Source organism: Dokdonella fugitiva (assembly GCF_014138265.1).
Lineage (GTDB): Bacteria > Pseudomonadota > Gammaproteobacteria > Xanthomonadales > Rhodanobacteraceae > Dokdonella_A > Dokdonella_A fugitiva_A.
Window position 1 is genome coordinate 1,274,338 of record NZ_JACGXL010000001.1, and the last position, 16,048, is coordinate 1,290,385.

15 protein-coding genes are annotated in these 16,048 nt (G+C 69.0%); 8 read left to right on the plus strand and 7 right to left on the minus strand.

Features of this window, described 5'->3' with window-relative positions:
* Nucleotides 1-77: 77 nt before the first annotated feature.
* On the plus strand, nucleotides 78-1,487 hold the full coding sequence (locus FHW12_RS05845; protein ID WP_182530005.1) for a tail fiber domain-containing protein: 1,410 nt from the start codon (nucleotides 78-80) through the stop codon (nucleotides 1,485-1,487).
* A gap of 1 nt (nucleotide 1,488) precedes the next feature.
* Complete coding sequence (locus FHW12_RS05850) at nucleotides 1,489-1,788, plus strand: hypothetical protein (RefSeq protein WP_182530006.1); 300 nt, start codon at nucleotides 1,489-1,491, stop codon at nucleotides 1,786-1,788.
* Nucleotides 1,789-1,885: 97 nt separating this feature from the next.
* Here the strand turns inward: FHW12_RS05850 and lptE are convergent, their stop codons facing one another.
* The 3 genes from lptE to leuS form a co-directional block, all read right to left on the minus strand.
* The gene (gene lptE, locus FHW12_RS05855; RefSeq protein ID WP_182530007.1) at nucleotides 1,886-2,404 is read right to left on the minus strand and encodes an LPS assembly lipoprotein LptE; all 519 of its coding nucleotides are present in this window, start codon (nucleotides 2,402-2,404) and stop codon (nucleotides 1,886-1,888) included.
* A complete protein-coding gene (locus FHW12_RS21555; protein WP_182530008.1) occupies nucleotides 2,401-3,048 on the minus strand; it encodes a glutathione S-transferase family protein in 648 nt (215 codons plus the stop codon). The genes lptE and FHW12_RS21555 overlap by 4 nt, the downstream gene beginning before the upstream one ends.
* Nucleotides 3,049-3,211: 163 nt before the next feature.
* Nucleotides 3,212-5,926 (minus strand): leucine--tRNA ligase, encoded by a 2,715-nt coding sequence (gene leuS, locus FHW12_RS05865; protein ID WP_182530009.1) that lies wholly within the window; start codon nucleotides 5,924-5,926, stop codon nucleotides 3,212-3,214.
* 163 nt (nucleotides 5,927-6,089) lie between these two features.
* On the opposite strand from leuS, the gene FHW12_RS05870 reads away from it, so the two are divergent.
* Nucleotides 6,090-7,406 (plus strand): metal-dependent hydrolase family protein, encoded by a 1,317-nt coding sequence (locus tag FHW12_RS05870; protein ID WP_182530010.1) that lies wholly within the window; start codon nucleotides 6,090-6,092, stop codon nucleotides 7,404-7,406.
* Nucleotides 7,407-7,544: 138 nt separating this feature from the next.
* On the opposite strand, the gene FHW12_RS05875 is transcribed toward FHW12_RS05870, so the two are convergent.
* A complete protein-coding gene (locus FHW12_RS05875) occupies nucleotides 7,545-7,766 on the minus strand; it encodes a helix-turn-helix transcriptional regulator (protein ID WP_182530011.1) in 222 nt (73 codons plus the stop codon).
* A 5-nt stretch (nucleotides 7,767-7,771) separates the two neighbouring features.
* Nucleotides 7,772-8,401 (minus strand): hypothetical protein, encoded by a 630-nt coding sequence (locus FHW12_RS05880; RefSeq protein ID WP_182530012.1) that lies wholly within the window; start codon nucleotides 8,399-8,401, stop codon nucleotides 7,772-7,774.
* A 133-nt stretch (nucleotides 8,402-8,534) separates the two neighbouring features.
* On the opposite strand from FHW12_RS05880, the gene trxA reads away from it, so the two are divergent.
* Nucleotides 8,535-9,401: a thioredoxin gene (trxA, locus tag FHW12_RS05885; RefSeq protein WP_182530013.1), complete on the plus strand. Its 867-nt coding sequence runs from the start codon at nucleotides 8,535-8,537 to the stop codon at nucleotides 9,399-9,401.
* Nucleotides 9,402-9,512: 111 nt separating this feature from the next.
* Here the strand turns inward: trxA and FHW12_RS05890 are convergent, their stop codons facing one another.
* Nucleotides 9,513-10,778 carry an MFS transporter gene (locus FHW12_RS05890; protein WP_182530014.1) on the minus strand — a complete coding sequence of 422 codons (1,266 nt, stop codon included), beginning with the start codon at nucleotides 10,776-10,778 and terminating at the stop codon, nucleotides 9,513-9,515.
* A 405-nt stretch (nucleotides 10,779-11,183) separates the two neighbouring features.
* Between FHW12_RS05890 and FHW12_RS05895 the strand changes: the two genes are divergently transcribed.
* From FHW12_RS05895 to FHW12_RS05910, 4 genes are all read left to right on the plus strand, one after another.
* On the plus strand, nucleotides 11,184-11,633 hold the full coding sequence (locus FHW12_RS05895; RefSeq protein ID WP_182530164.1) for a DUF4442 domain-containing protein: 450 nt from the start codon (nucleotides 11,184-11,186) through the stop codon (nucleotides 11,631-11,633).
* A gap of 326 nt (nucleotides 11,634-11,959) precedes the next feature.
* Complete coding sequence (locus FHW12_RS05900) at nucleotides 11,960-13,570, plus strand: choice-of-anchor Q domain-containing protein (RefSeq protein ID WP_182530015.1); 1,611 nt, start codon at nucleotides 11,960-11,962, stop codon at nucleotides 13,568-13,570.
* A 120-nt stretch (nucleotides 13,571-13,690) separates the two neighbouring features.
* Nucleotides 13,691-14,224 (plus strand): hypothetical protein, encoded by a 534-nt coding sequence (locus FHW12_RS05905; RefSeq protein ID WP_182530016.1) that lies wholly within the window; start codon nucleotides 13,691-13,693, stop codon nucleotides 14,222-14,224.
* A gap of 59 nt (nucleotides 14,225-14,283) precedes the next feature.
* Entirely contained in the window at nucleotides 14,284-15,429 is a 1,146-nt protein-coding gene (locus FHW12_RS05910) for a TIGR03032 family protein (RefSeq protein ID WP_182530017.1), read from the plus strand.
* 2 nt (nucleotides 15,430-15,431) lie between these two features.
* Here FHW12_RS05910 and FHW12_RS05915 read toward each other — a convergent pair whose 3' ends face one another.
* Nucleotides 15,432-16,022, minus strand: coding sequence for an AAA family ATPase (locus FHW12_RS05915; protein ID WP_182530018.1), 591 nt, complete (start codon nucleotides 16,020-16,022; stop codon nucleotides 15,432-15,434).
* Between the last annotated feature and the right edge of the window lie 26 nt (nucleotides 16,023-16,048).

Genomic DNA, 16,048 nt, shown 5'->3' on the forward strand with positions numbered 1-16,048 from the left:
GTCATGTCACTTTCGCCGCGAACCTGCGTGTGTGCCGGCACGGGGACGACCCGGATCACGAGAACGGAGACCGGCAAATGAATCGTGCAGCACTGTATGCCGCCCTCGCGGCGGTTTCGGCCATGGGCACGGCCCATGCGGAACGTTTCACCTACCACGGCCAGCTGCAGGACGCCGGCGCCGCGGCGAATGGCCGCTACGACCTGCGCTTGACGCTGTACTCGTCGGCGCAGGGCGGCGCCGCGCTCGCCGCTCCGGTCGACCTCTACGGCGTCGACGTGCGCGACGGCAGCTTCAGCGCGCAGGCCGACTTCGGCACGCTGTCCGGACTCGACGCGCAGGCCTGGCTCGAGGTCGCGCTGAGGCCTGCGGGCGGCGGCGGCTACGCCAGGCTCGACGGCCGCTCGCCGGTGGCGCCCGATACGAACGCGTGTCCCGGCGCATGGTCGATCGACGGCAACGCCGCCAATCCGGCCAACAGCTACTTCGGCACGGCCGACGCGCAGGACGTCCTCATGAAGGCGAACGGCACGCTGTTCCTCACCGCGCCGTCCGCCGCGGGCGGCGCCGTCGGGCTTTCCAACGCCTCCGTCTCCGGTGCGGGCCTGCACTCGACCGCGCTCGGATTCGCCTACGCGGCACAAGGGTATGCGTCGATCTCCGGCGGCTACTCCGCCGGCGCGCTTCACGACGGTTCGATCGTCTGGGGCGACAAGCCGTCGACCGCGCACGAGATCAACGACTCGGCGGCGAACCAGTTCATCGTGCAGGCGAACGGCGGCGTCGGCATCAACACCTCGCACGCGGAGGGCGGCACGGCGCCGCTCGACGCGACGATGACGGTCGCCTTGCCGTCGTCGGCGACCGGCACGGCGCTGGCGAGCATCAAGCTGCGCGGTACCGAGTCGACCACGACGGCGGTGACGTTCGGCGGCCTCGAGAACCTCCTCGGCAGCGGGCATCCGCTGCTTTCGATCGTCGGGCACAACGCCGACGACACCGACCGCACCTACGCGACGTTCACGCAGAACCGCGTCAGCCTGCTCGGCTCGACCACCGCCGGCGCCTTCTCCGTCGGCAGCGACGCGAGCAGCGGCAACGGCGCCTACCTGACGACCGGCGGCACCTGGACCAACGCCTCCAGCCGCTCGTTCAAGGACGGCTTCGCCGCCGTGAACGTCGAAGGCGTGCTCGAGAAACTCGTCGCGCTGCCGGTGCAGACCTGGTTCTACAAGCAGGCGCACGCGGAAGGCCTGCACATGGGTCCGGTCGCCGAGGACTTCGCCGGCGCGTTCGGCCTCGGCAACGACGACAAGCATGTCGGCACGGTGGACGAGAGCGGCGTCGCGTTCGCGGCGATCCAGGGACTCAACCGCAAGGTCGAGAGCCGAGACGACGCGCTCGAGCGCGAGAACGCCACGTTGCGCAGCCGTCTCGACGCGCTGAACGCGCGGTTGGAGAAACTCGAACAGCGCGGGGAGCAGTGACATGGACGCGCGTTCGCGGAGGAGTGCGGTCGCCGCGCTCGGATGGTCGCTGGCGCTGGTCATGCCGCCCGTATCGGCCAGCGCGCCCCGCGCCGTGACGGGCGGCCACGTCGACGCGGAAGCGACGGCGGCGACGCTCGCCGGCAACGGCTACACGCTGCAGGCGCGGCTGTCGAAGGAAACACCGCCGGCCGTGAGCCAGGGCGATGCACGGTTCTCGCTGACGGCGCGGCTCGCCGCGTCGGCGCTCGCCTGCACCGGCGGCGACATCATCTTCCAGAACGGATTCGAGCTGCCGTAGTCCGCGTGCCGCTCCGGCTTCGCTGCCGGAGCGGCTTCGTGCAAGCAAGCGGAGTGGCCGGGCGTTGCGTGCACGCCCGCCGCGCGGGACGCACGCGTCAGTTCGCCGCGTGCGTCCCGTGCGCCGTCGCCTCGAGCCGGCGCAGCACGGTCTGCACCATGTCCTGCTGCAGTTCCTTGGTGAGCAGGTCAGTCTGCGCGGCGACGCCGAGCGACTGGCTCGCGTCGAAGGTGAAATCGCGACTGAGCTCGATCACCTGCTTGGGCACGATCACGCTGCCGGCGCCGTCGAGCACGTCGAACTCGACGTGGTAGCGCAGCGAATACTCCGTCGCGCGCGCGTTGCCGCCGACCGTGAGCACGTCGGTCGAGAACGCGTTCGCCTCGAAGCGGATCGTCGCGACGTCGGCCGCGGCGACGTCGACGACTTCGCTGCCCGAGCGCGGCAGCGCCTTGGCGAGGCCCTTCGCGAGCGCGCTCGACGCGTCGTCGATCTGGATGTGCACGCGCTTCATGCTCGCCGGCAGGTCGGCTTCCCGGCGCAGGTGGAATCCGCACGCGGCGAGCGGCAGGGCGAGCAGGGCGACGAGGGCGAACGGCGTGCGACGCAGGGTCATGTGCGGGTTCCGGCGGCAATCGGAGGGCTGGCGACCAGCAGATCATACGGTGCGAGCCAGCCCGGCAGCGAGCGGACGCGCTCGAGCCAGGCCGCGAGGGCCGGCCACGGCGCGAGGTCGACGCCGGCCTGGTCGGTCCAGAACAGGTAGCCGCAGCACGACATGTCGGCGATCGTCGGCGCGTCGCCGGCGACGAACGGCCGCCCGCGCAGCTCGGCGTCGAGGCGATCGAAGTCGGCGTGCATGCGTGCGCTCCACCACGCCTCGAGCGCGGCGTCGGCGCGCGTGAAGCGGCGCGAGAAGCGCAGGTGCGGGAAGCTCATCGCGAGCCGGTTCGCTTCCCACGCGAGCCACTCGCGCACGCGCATGCGCTGCGCCGGCGTGCGGCCGTCGAGCTTGCCGTAGCGGCGCGCGACGTGGTCGAGGATCACGTTGGACTGGCACACCGCGAGACCGTCCTCGTCGATGAGCACGGGCACCTCGCCGAACAGCGACGCGGTGCGGAAGTCCTCGCTTCGCTGCTCGCGCGGCACGTTGAGGTCGACCGCGCGCTGCTCGAACGGCACGGCCATGAGGCGCAATGCGAGCGCGATCTTGTAGCTGTGGCCGGACTCGCGGTTGCAGTAGAGGACGGGAACCGTCACGGCAGTTTTCCTCGGCTCACTTCGATTTCTCCGGGACCTTCATCCCGCGGACGCGTGGGCCGGACGGGCGTGCATCGCCCGTCCCGGCACGAACGCGACGATGGATGCCCGCGCCTGCGCGGGCATGGCGCGGATGCGCCAGGCCCCGCTCCGTCCGGCGCGATCAGACGACGATGTTGACGATCTTGCCGGGCACGACGATGACCTTCTTCGGCACCTGGCCACCGACGAACTCGGCGACCTTCGGCTCGGCCAGCGCGAGGCGTTCGACCTCGTCCTTGCCGGCGGACACCGCGACCTCGATCGTCGCGCGCAGCTTGCCGTTGACCTGCACCGCGAGCGTGACCGCGTCGCGCACGAGCGCGGACGGATCGGCCTTCGGCCACGGCTGGTCTTCGATCAAGGTCTCGCCATGGCCGAGCACCTGCCACAGCGCGTGCGCGATGTGCGGCGTGACCGGATTGAGCAGCAGCACCATCGCTTCGAGCGCCTCGTGGCGCACGGCGCGCCCCTGCTCGCTCGGGTCGTCGAACCGTCCGACCGCGTTGAGCAGTTCCATCAACGCGGCGATCGCGGTGTTGAACGCGTAGCGGCGGCCGAGGTCGTCGGACACCTTCTGGATCGCCTCGTGCACCTGGCGGCGCAAGGTCTTCTGCGCGGCGTCGAGCCTGGCCGCGTCGACGACCGGATGATCCGGATTCGACGCGTGCGTGACGACTTCGCGCCAGAAGCGGCGCAGGAAGCGCGCCATGCCCTCGACACCCGCCTCGTTCCATTCGAGCGACTGGTCCGGCGGTGCGGCGAACATCGAGAACAGGCGCACCGTGTCGGCGCCGTACTTGCCGACCATCGATTGCGGGTCGACGCCGTTGTTCTTCGACTTCGACATCTTCTCGGTGCCGCCGATCTGCACCGGTTTGCCATCGGCCTTGAGCAGCGCACCGACCACGCGCGCCTTCTCGTCGCGCTGGATCTCGACGTCGGCGGGGTTGATCCATTCCTTCGAGCCGTCGGCGGCGTCGCGGTAGAACGTCTCGGCGATGACCATGCCCTGGCACAGCAGGTTGGTCGCCGGCTCGTCCGAATGCACGAAACCGGAGTCGCGCAGCAGCTTGTGGTAGAAGCGGAAATACAACAGGTGCAGGATCGCGTGCTCGATGCCGCCGATGTACTGGTCGACCGGCAGCCAGTGGTTCGCGCGCGCATCGACCATGTCGGCCGCACCGGGGCTCGTGTAGCGCGCGTAGTACCAGCTCGACTCCATGAACGTGTCGAACGTGTCGGTCTCGCGCTCGGCCGGACCGCCGCACTGCGGGCAGGTCGTCGTGCGCCACTGCGGGTCGGCCTTGATCGGCGACTGCACGCCCATGAACTGCACGTCCTCGGGCAGCACGACCGGCAGCTGGTCCTCCGGCACGGGCACGGCATCGCACTTCGCGCAATAGATGATCGGGATCGGGCAACCCCAGTAGCGCTGGCGCGAGACGCCCCAGTCGCGCAAGCGCCAGTTGACGCGGCGCGCGCCGGTACCTTCGCGCTCGAAGCGCGTCGCGAGCGCGTCGAACGCGCCGCGGTAGTCGAGGCCGTCGTAGTCGCCCGAATTCACCAGCGTGCCGTACTCGGTGTACGCGCCCTTCTCGATGATGTCGCGCTCGAATGCCTCGACGATGCTTTCGGCCGCGGCAGGTTCGTAGACGTCGATCGCGCGGCTCTCGCCGAGCGCGGCGGACATCGGGTCGGCGTTGCGCGCGGCGTCGTCGCCGAGCGCGCGGATCGCATCGCGCACCGCGTCGCTGACCACGACCATCCTGATGAGCAGGTCGTACTTGGTGGCGAATTCCCAATCGCGCTGGTCGTGCGCGGGCACCGCCATCACCGCACCGGTGCCGTAGCCCATCAGCACGAAGTTGGCGATCCACACGGGCACGCGGTCGCCGGTGACCGGATGGATCGCGGTGAGGCCGGTGTCGATGCCCTTCTTCTCGGCGGTCTCGATGTCCGCCTCGGCGGTGCCGCCGTGGCGGCACTCCTCGATGAACGCCGCGACGAGCGGCTTGCCCTGCGCCGCCTTCAGCGCGAGCGGATGCTCGGCGGCGATCGCGAGGTAAGTCACGCCCATGAGCGTGTCCGGGCGCGTCGTGAACACGGTCAGCGGTTCCTTCTCGCCCTCGATCGCGAACGCGATCTCGAGGCCTTCGGAACGACCGATCCAGTTGCGCTGCATCGTCTTGACCGCGTCCGGCCAGCCCGGCAGGCGGTCGAGGCCGTCGAGCAGTTCCTGCGCGTAGTCGGTGATCTTGAGGAACCACTGCGGGATCTCGCGCTTCTCGACCAGCGCGCCGGTACGCCAGCCGCGGCCGTCGATGACCTGCTCGTTGGCGAGCACGGTCTGGTCGACCGGATCCCAGTTGACGACCGACTGCTTGCGGTAGGCGAGGCCTTTCTTGAACAGGCGCACGAACATGCGCTGCTCGTGCACGTAGTACTCGGGCCGGCAGGTGGCGAATTCGCGCGACCAGTCGATCGCATAACCGAGCGTCGCGAGCTGCGCGCGCATGTGCTCGATGTTCGCGTAGGTCCACTTCGCCGGCGCGGTGTTGTTCTTGATCGCGGCGTTCTCGGCCGGCAGGCCGAATGCGTCCCACGCCATCGGCTGCAGCACGTTGCGGCCGTTCATGCGCTGGTAGCGGCTGATCACGTCGCCGATCGTGTAGTTGCGCACGTGGCCCATGTGCAGCGCACCGGACGGGTACGGCAGCATCGAGAGGCAAAAAAACTTCGGCCGTGGCGACTGCTCGTCGACGACGAAGGCGCGCGTGTCCTTCCAGAATGTCTGCGCGGCGGCTTCGACCGCCTGGGGTTCGTAGGTTTCCTGCATGGCTCGCGTTGCGCGACCGCGGCCGCGCCATCCTTGAAATCCGGGGAAGGCGCCAGCCTAACGCAGCGCAACATCGACGCCAACCCGGCTCCGTGCCGAATGGCACCTGCCCGCCGGGCTTGCTCGGCTACCATGCGGGACTTTCGCCCTCCGCGGAGCCGCCATGAAGCCGATCGCCGTAACCCTCCTCGCCGCACTCGCTCCGTCGCTCGCATTCGCCGAAACCGCCGCCGATGCTGGCCGGACGACCGCGCTGCATTGCGCGCACTTCGTCGACACGGCCGCGGGCAAGCTGCTCGGTGCCACCACGATCGTCATCGACGGCAAGCGCATCCGCAGCGTGCAGACCGGGCGCGTCGACGTGCCGGGCGCGGGCTCGATCGACATCGGCGACGCGACCTGCCTGCCCGGCCTCATCGACAGCCACACGCACCTGACCGGCGAAACGAGTCCGACCGGCTACACCGACCAGTTCCGCTGGAACGTCGCCGATTACGCGATCCGCTCGACCGTGTACGCGCGCCGCACGCTCGAAGCGGGCTTCACCACCGTGCGCAACCTCGGCGACAACGACGGCGAGTCGGTCGCGCTGCGCAACGCGATCAACGCCGGTATCGTGCCCGGCCCGCGCATCTTCACTGCTGGAGTCGCGATCGGCTCGACCGGTGGCCACGCCGACGGCAGCGACGGCTACCGCAAGGACCTCGCCGGCGACCCGGGTCCGAAGGAAGGCATCATCAACGGCGTCGACGACGCGTGGAAGGCGGTGCGCCAGCATTACAAGGACGGCGACGACCTCATCAAGATCATGCCGTCCGGCGGCGTCCTCGACGAGAGCAGCAGCGTCGACAACGCGCAGATGACCCTCGACGAAGTGAAGGCGGTCGTCGCCGCCGCGCACGACTACGGCTTCACCGTCGCCGCGCACGCGCACGGCGCCGAAGGCATCCGCCGCGCGGTCGTCGGCGGCGTCGACTCGATCGAACACGGCACCTTCATGGACGACGCCGACATGAAGCTCATGAAGGAACACGGCACCTGGTACGTGCCGACGATCATCGCGGGCAAGTACGTCGAGGAGAAGGCGAACGTGCCGGGCTACTACCCGCCGCAGGTTGCGGCGAAGGCGAAGCAGGTCGGACCGATCATCCAGCAGACCGCGGCGCGCGCGTACAAGGCCGGCGTGAAGATCGCGTTCGGCACCGACGCGTCGGTCTATCCGCACGGGCAGAACGCGAAGGAATTCCAGTACATGGTCGAGGCGGGCATCCCGCCGATGGTCGCGCTGCAGGCGGCGACGACGCACGCGGCGGAACTGCTGCACAAGTCGAAGGATCTCGGCAGCGTCGAGGCGGGCAAGTTCGCCGACGTGATCGCGGTCGACGGCAATCCGCTCGAGGACATCACGCGCATGCAGAAGGTCGCCTTCGTGATGAAGGAAGGCGTCGTCTACAAGCAGGATGGCAAGCCCGCGCCCTGACGAGACCACGGAACGACGGTGGGAGCGGTGGAGGCCGCGATACGCCCGGCGCATGTCGAAGCTCTTCGCTCCGTGTGGACGAAGAGCATCGCTGGTCCCGCCGCTGCTACGAGGCTGGCGCAAATCCCGCCATCCCGCCTAGGGCTCGACGTTCCACTGGAACACGTCCTCGATGCGCGCGCCAAGCGCGTGCGCGATGCGGAACGCGAGCTCGAGCGACGGCGCGTAGCGGCCGGCTTCGAGCGCGATCACTGTCTGCCGCGTGACGCCGCACGCGTCGGCGAGCGCCTGCTGGGTCATCTCGCCGCGCTCGAAGCGCAGGCGGCGGATCGTGTTGCCGACCGGCGTGCCGTTGCCCATCGCGGTCAGCGCCGGTCGCGCCAGTAACCGAAGCCGATCACGAGGTACTCGAACGCGCACGAGACGACCAGCGCGACGATGAGCAGGTGGCCGATCAACGGCGGTACGGCCCAGTCGAGACGCTCCGTCGGCGAGAACGACAGCAGCACCGCGTAGCCGACGAGGATGACGACGAGCGCGAGGCGGGCCGCACCGGCGCCGCGCGCTTCGATCTCGCGGTCGCGCTCGTCCTGCCGCACGCCGCGGCGCCAGCGCGCATCGAGCACGCGCGCGAGGATCATCCAGGCGACGAGCAGCATGACGACGTTGCGGCCGACGCGGTTCGCGTCGGGGTTGTGCCACAACGGCGGCCCCTGGAACACCGGCGCGTGCACGAGCGAGTACGCCGCGATCACGAGGGTGAACGCGAGGCCGAGCCAAGCGCGCCATTCGCCCGGCGACATCGTTTCGCCGAGTCCGCCGTCCGGGATGCGCGAGATCGCATACAGCGAGCCCCAGCCGACCGCCATCAGCAGGAACACGCCGGCGTTGCCGGCGTCGATGCCGAGCACGCGATCGGGTCCCGCGAGCAGCAGCCAGGTCGCCACCGCCGCCACGACGGCGAGGCCTGCGAATCCCGCGCGATGGCGTGGCATGCGTCATCTCCAGCAGACATGATGTAACTCATACATTACATTCACACGTCTTGATGTCAAGTATTTTTGACATCATCTTGCGAACGACGCCGGCTGGCACAATCTGCGGCCGACCCGATCGAGGAGCCGCCGAATGTCCGCCACCCCACCTTCTTCCTACGTGTTCGACGCGACCGAAGCGAACTTCCAGAACGAAGTGCTCGATGCGTCGTTCGACCAGCCGATCCTGGTCGACCTGTGGGCGACGTGGTGCGGCCCGTGCAAGGTACTCGGCCCGCTGCTCGAAAAGGTCGTCGGCGAATTCAACGGCGCCGTGCGCCTCGCCAAGATCGACTGCGACAAGGAGCAGGCGCTCGCGGCGTCGTTCGGCGTGCGCAGCATCCCGACCGTCGTGCTGATCCGCGAAGGCCAGCTCGTCGACGCATTCACCGGCGCGTTGCCCGAAGGCGCGATCCGTGAATTCCTCGCGCGCCACGTGCAGCCGAACGAAGCCGCGACCGAAGCGGCCGCGGAGCCCGCGCGCGACGAGACGCCGGAACAGGCGATCGCACGCATCCAGCAGGCGATCGCGGCCGAGCCCGACAAGGCGGAACTCAAGCTCGACCTCGCCGTCGCGCAGATGCAGGCCGGCAACGCCGCCGCGGCGGAAGCCGAGCTCGACACCTTGCCGGCCAACCTCGCCAACGACGATCGTGCCAAGCGCCTGCGCGGCCAGCTCGACTTCGCGCGTTCACTCGAGGGCGCGCCGGGCGCGGCCGAGCTGCGCGCGCGCATCGAGCGCGATCCGAACGACTACACGGCACGCGACCTGCTCGGCGTGCGCCTGCTCATCGACGGCGAAGCCGCCGCCGGACTCGACCAGTTCCTCGCGATCCTCCGCGCCGACCGCAGCTGGAACGACGGCCAGGCGAAGAAGCGCCTGATCGCCGCGTTCAGCGTGCTCGACGACGCCGACCTCGTCGGCGACTACCGTCGGCGCATGTCCTCGCTGCTGTTCTGATCCGCGCAACCGCGGCACCCGACGTAGGTGCGCCCTGGCGCACCGCCACCCGGAAGGGGTGCGGCAAAGCTCACCCTGCGCACGCACGCGACGCGGAATGCGCCGGCGCGCTCAGGCCGCCCCACGCGCGCGTGGCCGCAGCGCGAACTGCAGCAAGCCGATCGCGACGAACAACGCCGCGGCGCTCGCCGCGAGCGACCAGTGGATGCCCACGCGCGCGCCGGCGAGCCCGACGGTGACGCCGCTGAACGTGCGCATGCCGAGCCCGAACATGGTGAATACGCCGATCGCGCGACCGCGCATCTCCGGCGGCGCGTCGAGCTGCACGAGCGTCTGCGCCATCGCGTTGAATGACAGCTCGACGAAACCCGCGACGAACAGCAGCGGAATCGCCAGCGCGTAACTGCGCGTGAGCGCGAAGCAGCCGAGCGCGACGCACCAGACCATCGCGAGCACGCAGGCCGTGCGCGGACGCGCCTGCAGCAGCCCGCGGCTCTCGAGCACGATGCCTGCGGTCAGCGCACCGGCGGCATCGGCGCCGAGCAGCATGCTGTAGAAGAAGTCCGCCTTCGCCTGGCCGAGGTCGTGCGCGAAGCCCGGCATCTGCGCCTGGTAGGCGTTGCCGACGAACAGCGAAGCGAGGCCAGCCAGCAGGGTCATCGAGAGGATCACGCGATGGTGCGATATCTCGCGCAGAGCGCGCGCGATGTCGCCGAGCGTGCGCACCGCGCGCGTCGCGACCGCCGTGCCCGCGGCGCGGAACTTCGGCCCGTACGGCGCGACTGCCAGCCAGGCGATGAACGGCAGGTAGAGCATCGCGTTGACGAGGATGCCGCGATTCGGGCCGAGCCAGAGCAGCAGCGCGCCACCGATGCCGGGCCCCATGAGCATGCCGAGCTGGCGCGCGGTCGCGTTGAGGCGCACCGCGCTCTGCAGGTGTTCGCGACCGACGATGTCGTGCAGCAGCAACTGCGACGGCGGCCCCCACAGCACGCCGGCCATGCCGTGCACGACGAGCAGCGCGGCCGCGTGCCACACCTGCAGCGCGCCTGTCACGAACAGGATGCCCCAGGCGATCGACACGCTCGCGAACAGCGCCATGCCGAGCTGGATCATGCGGCGCGGATCGACGCGGTCGGCGAGCGCGCCCGAATACACCGACAGCAGCAGGAACGGCAGCCAGTGCGACACGACCGCGAAGCCGCCGAGCGCCGGCGAATCGAAGCGTTCGTGGATGACCCAGTAGCTGATCACGTGCTCGATGTTGTCGGCCATCATCGCGAGCGCCGACAACAGGAAATACGCGCGGAAACCGCGGTGCCGCAATGCGGCGAACGATACCGGCGCAGCCGGCGCGGGAGAGGAAGGAGCGTTCATGGATGTCCTTGTGGATTTTCCGGTCAAACGAAGGCGCCCGTGTCCGCCGCAGGCGGAGCACGATGAATCCGGCAACACCGGAGACGTTGGCGCGTTGATTGACGTGAACGCTTACGGCAGCCCTGGGGCGCAGGACGCGGCGCGGATACTACGACGCGCGCGCTCGGGCGGCAAGGCGGAAGCAGAAGCGAAAGACCGACACGAAGAAGAGCAAAGGATTCAGAGATTTGAAACACGGAACACACGGAGAAAGCAAAGACAGGGAATGTCTCCTACGTTTGAAAGCCTTTCCTCCGTGTGCTCCCTGCTTGTTTTGCGATTCTGCTCTTCCTTCGTGTCCTTCGTGTCCTTCGTGTTTCAATCTTCGCTCTCGCCTGTCCGGACCCCTCCATGAAACCAATGACGATGACGCCGTCGCGCCTTCGGCGCGTGATGAACATCTGGCCGCCGTTCCTGTTCGCCGGCATCCGCGTGCTCGACATCGGCGCGGACTGGCGCAGCGCGCGCGTCGCGCTGCGCCTGCGCTGGTACAACCGCAATTACGTCGGCACGCAGTTCGGCGGCAGCCTGTTCGCGATGACCGATCCGTTCTGGATGATCCTGGTGATGCGCGGACTCGGTCGCGACTACATCGTCTGGGACAAGGCCGGAGAGATCGACTTCGTCGCGCCGGGCCGCGAGGCCGTGTACGCCACGTTCCACCTCGACGACGCCCTGCTCGACGAAATCCGCGCCGCGACCGCCGATGGCGGCAAGTACCTGCGCTGGTGCGAAACGGCGGTCTGCACGGCCGGCGGCGAGGTCGTCGCGCGCGTGCGTAAGCAGCTCTACGTCCGGCGCAAGCCCACGACCTGATGCCAGGCTCGCGTTTCGTGAACCACGTCACATTGGGAACGTGATTCGCGCCCGATACCGCCTGCCGACCCGTCGGCGGCAAGCCGCACGCCTTCGCCCTAGTATCTTCCTCCAGCGTGCCAATGCACGCACCCGCTCGGCACGAAACGTGCCAAGCTGCGAGAGGCCGGCCTGCGCGCGCAGGTTCTCATCCGGCGACGCTGTGAACTTCATCACAAATCGTGAGAAGCGCTACACTTTTTGTGCGCGGCCGGCATACCGGGGGATGCCCGCGCAGCCCTAGCGGAGGGCAGAACAAGGTCGTTCACCAGCAGGGAGACTCTTCCATGAAACGCTTCAGACAGCGCGCGGCCGATGCGCCGCGCCTCAATGCACTCGCGAGTTGCCTCGCGACCGCGCTCGCCTTGGGAACGAGTGCGCTCGTTCCCGCCCACGCCCATGCCAACGTGCCACCGCCGCTGCCGGCGTCCGGGGCACACACCACCGCCGCTGCTCCGACCTTGTCGCTTGCCGAACGCGACATGGTGATGAACACCGTCAACGGGGCGATCCGAACACCGCCGGCGGTGCCGGCGACGAGCATTCCGGTCACCAACTGCAATGATTCGGGTGCGGGCAGTCTGCGCGATGCGGTGAATGCGGCGGTCGACGGCGACACCATCGACATGACCGCGCTCGCCTGCAGCACGATCACGCTGACCAGCGGCGCGATCAGCGTCGGCGTGAACAACCTGACCGTGCAGGGCCCGGGCATCCTCTCGCTCGAAGTCAGCGGCAACGACATGTACCGCGTGTTCTGGCATCTCGGCACCGGAACGTTGACCGTCAACGACATGATCGTGTCGCACGGCAAGAAGTACCTCAACGACGGTGACATCGGCAACGCGGGCGGTGCATGCCTCTTTTCGGCGGGCTCGATCGCGATGAACCACGCATGGGCGAAGTACTGCGACACGGGCTCGAACGACGTCGACAGCCCGGTCCGCGGCGGCGCCGTCTACGCGACCGGAGGGATCACGATGGGCTACAGCCTCGTCACCGCGAGCACGGCGCATTCGTCGGCGTTCGAGGCGCGCGGCGGCGGCGCGTATACCCCCGGCCAGTTCTTCATGTTGAGGAGCACCGTGTCGGGCAACAGCGTGTCCGGCTCGGTAGGCAGCGGCGGCGGCGTGCAGGTCGGCTCGGTGCGCGCACCGGGAACCAACGGCGGGTCGGCCGGCATCAAGTACAGCAGCATCACGGGCAACAACGCGTCCACCTGGGGCGGCGGCACCTATCTCACGGGCAATGCGGCCGTCGGACGTTCGACGATCTCGGGCAACCAGAGCTGTCGCGCGGCCGGCGTGTATTTCGTCGGCAGCGGCACGGTCACGCAACCCGCGTCCCTGTACAGCAGCACGGTGTCGAGCAATACCGCGTTGTGCACGACGGGTGCCGGCGGCGTGCAGCTGTGGAACCGCGACTCGAGTTTCAAGGACGCGACGATCGCGTTCAACAGGACTCAGAGCGGCGGGTCGACCAAGTACGGCGTCGGCGTGCGCATCCCCAACGCGAACACGATCGACCTGCAGAACACGATCATCGCGAGCAACTTCGTCGACTTCGGCGGAGGTCCGCTGGCGGACGACATCGGCGGCGGTGGAACCATCACGGGTGCGGCCAACCTCGTGTACTTCCCGTCGTCGATGGTGACTCCGGGCGGCACGATCCTGCTCACGGATCCGATGCTGAGGGCACTCGCGAGCAACGGCGGCCCGACCGCGACGAACATGCCGAACTACGGCAGCGCGGTCATCGACGTCGGCAACAACGCGTCGGGCGTCACCGTGGACCAACGAGGAAGTGGACATCCACGCATCCTCGGGCCCGCGGCGGACATCGGGGCGGTCGAGTTCGACCTGCCCGACTCGATCTTCGCGAACGGCTTCGAGCTCTGACGCCACGACCGACAGCCGCCCCGCTCCCGCGGGGCGGCTGCAATCGGCGCCTCGCTGCGCCATCATCCGGACACTCCAGTGCAGGACGCCACCGACGTGAGCACGACCACCGAAGCTTTCGTGGACACTCCCGAAACCGCGGCCGACGACGATCGCGGCTTCACCTTCGTCGTCGGCTGGCCCGAGGTAGGCGCGGACGACGCAGCCGCGATCAAGGCGTTCTGGCGCGCCGAAGGCGCGCTCAATGACGAGGCGGCGATGGACCAGCGTGTGAAGCAGGTCGTCATGCACGCGCGCACGCACGACGGCGAAGTGGCCGGCGTCTGCACCGCGATGCCGATGACTCCGCCGCGCCTCGGCCAGCCGATGTACTACTGGCGCACGTTCGTCGGCACGCGCTGGCGCGCGAGCCCGCTCGTGATGTCGCTGCTCAAGCGTTCGTGCGTGCTGCTCGAGGAACATGCTCGCGCGCACGACTACCCGTGCATCGGCGTCCTGCTCGAACTCGAGAACGACCGCTTCCGCGAACGCGGGCGCATGGCGACCTGGTTCAATCCGCGCTTCGTCTACATCGGGCGCAGCGACCGCGGCCTCGACCTGCGCGCGCTGTACTTCAAGGGCGCGCGGCTGAAGGAACCGGTCATGCCGGCGTGATCGCACGCGGAGCACGCGCTCCGTGTGGCACGATGGAACCCCGCATCCGCCGAACCGCCATGACGAACTACGAGACACCCGCGGCGCCCGCCGCCGACGCCGCGCCCGAGAAGACCGTCGCCGAAGTCCTCGGCAGCGTGCACACGACGAATTTCCCCGACCTGCTGCGCCAGCTCGGCGGCTGTCTCGTCGTGAGCACCTACCAGGCCGGCAAGCTGGTGATCCTGCGCCCCGACGGCGCGAGCATCAACACGCATTTCCGCAACTTCGTGCGGCCGATGGGCATGGCCGCCGACAACCAGCGCCTCGCCCTCGGCACCGCGCTCGAGATCGCCGAATTCCGCAACATGCCCGCGGTCGCCAAGCGCCTGCAGGACCCGCCGCGCCACGACGCGGTGTACATGGCGCGGCGCGCGCACATCACCGGCGCGATCGACATCCACGAGATGGCCTGGGACAAGCACGGCGACCTGTGGTTCGTGAACACGCTGTTCTCTTGCCTGTGCACGCTCGACATGAAGTCGAGCTTCGTGCCGCGCTGGCGCCCGAACTGCGTCACCCACTACGCACCGGAGGATCGCTGCCATCTGAACGGGCTCGCGATGCGCGACGGCCGCCCACGCTACCTCACTGCGCTCGGCGAGACGAACGAACCGCAGGGTTGGCGCGTGAACAAGCGCGACGGCGGCGTGCTGTTCGACATGGCGAGCAACAAGGTCGTCGTGCGCGGCCTGTCGATGCCGCACTCGCCGCGCTGGTACGACAACCGCCTGTGGGTGCTCGAGTCCGGCCGCGGCAAGCTCGTGACGATCGACCCGAAGACCGGAGAGAAGACCGACTTCGCGAGCGTGCCCGGCTTCGCGCGCGGGCTCGACTTCCTCGGCCCGATCGCCTTCGTCGGCCTGTCGCAGCTGCGCGAGACGAACGCGTTCACCGACATCGAGATCACGGACGACAACAAGGACCGGCAAAGCGGCGTGTGGGCGGTGCACATCGGCACCGGCAAGACGGTCGCCCTGCTCAAGTTCACCGGCGGCGTGCAGGAGATCTTCGCGGTGCAGGCGCTGTCCGGAATCCTGTTCCCGGAAATCATCCACGAGGGCGACCTGCTCGCGAGCGCGTACGCATTGCCGGACGAGGCGCTGCGCGAAGTCGCGTTCACAGCCGCGCCGGCCGGCCAGACTGCGTCGGCGCCGGTCGACTGAACTCAGGCCGGTGCGCCGCGCAGGCGCAGGCGCACCGCCTCGACCGCGCGGCGACAGACATCCGCGGCCGGCAGCGCCGCATCGATGAGCACCGCGTCCGCCGGCGGCTCCTCGAAGCGCGCGGCCACCGCGTCGACGAGTTCAGGGCTGCGATCGCGCGCGGGATGCGCACGGCGCAACGCATCCTCGGCGACGCGCCGGCGTGCGAGCGCGGGCGCGCAGTCGAGTCGCAACGCCATCACCGCGAAGCGATGCTGGCGCGCGAGTTCGCGCAGGCGCGCGTAGTCCTCGCGGCGCGAGAAGGTCATGCCGTCGATCACGCTCGACAGGCCGAGCAGGCTGTTGATCTCGACCGCGAGCAGCACGCCGCGATAGGCCGCGCGCTTCTCGATGAAGCTGTAGTCGCACTGCGGGAACATCGCCGCGCGAACCTCGTCGCGGCAGACGCGGCGCAGGCCGAGTTCGGCGACGAGCGCACGCGCGACCGTGCTCTTGCCCGATCCCGGCAGGCCGATCAACGCGACCGCGAGGGGCGTGGCGCCTGCGCGCGCGTCTCGAAGGGGCGGGGGGTTGTTGTCCGGCACGTCGTCCACGTCCAGTTCCTGCGGAGCGACGCGTC

Bases quoted from the DNA above. Each gene is read 5' to 3' on its own strand.
- FHW12_RS05870 (WP_182530010.1), top strand. From the start codon at position 6,090: ATGAAGCCGATCGCCGTAACCCTCCTCGCCGCACTCGCTCCGTCGCTC.
- lptE (WP_182530007.1), bottom strand. From the start codon at position 2,404: ATGACCCTGCGTCGCACGCCGTTCGCCCTCGTCGCCCTGCTCGCCCTG.
- FHW12_RS05845 (WP_182530005.1), top strand. From the start codon at position 78: ATGAATCGTGCAGCACTGTATGCCGCCCTCGCGGCGGTTTCGGCCATG.
- FHW12_RS05890 (WP_182530014.1), bottom strand. From the start codon at position 10,778: ATGAACGCTCCTTCCTCTCCCGCGCCGGCTGCGCCGGTATCGTTCGCC.
- FHW12_RS05850 (WP_182530006.1), top strand. From the start codon at position 1,489: ATGGACGCGCGTTCGCGGAGGAGTGCGGTCGCCGCGCTCGGATGGTCG.
- FHW12_RS05880 (WP_182530012.1), bottom strand. From the start codon at position 8,401: ATGCCACGCCATCGCGCGGGATTCGCAGGCCTCGCCGTCGTGGCGGCG.
- FHW12_RS05895 (WP_182530164.1), top strand. From the start codon at position 11,184: ATGACGCCGTCGCGCCTTCGGCGCGTGATGAACATCTGGCCGCCGTTC.
- trxA (WP_182530013.1), top strand. From the start codon at position 8,535: ATGTCCGCCACCCCACCTTCTTCCTACGTGTTCGACGCGACCGAAGCG.
- FHW12_RS05910 (WP_182530017.1), top strand. From the start codon at position 14,284: ATGACGAACTACGAGACACCCGCGGCGCCCGCCGCCGACGCCGCGCCC.
- leuS (WP_182530009.1), bottom strand. From the start codon at position 5,926: ATGCAGGAAACCTACGAACCCCAGGCGGTCGAAGCCGCCGCGCAGACA.
- FHW12_RS05875 (WP_182530011.1), bottom strand. From the start codon at position 7,766: ATGGGCAACGGCACGCCGGTCGGCAACACGATCCGCCGCCTGCGCTTC.
- FHW12_RS05900 (WP_182530015.1), top strand. From the start codon at position 11,960: ATGAAACGCTTCAGACAGCGCGCGGCCGATGCGCCGCGCCTCAATGCA.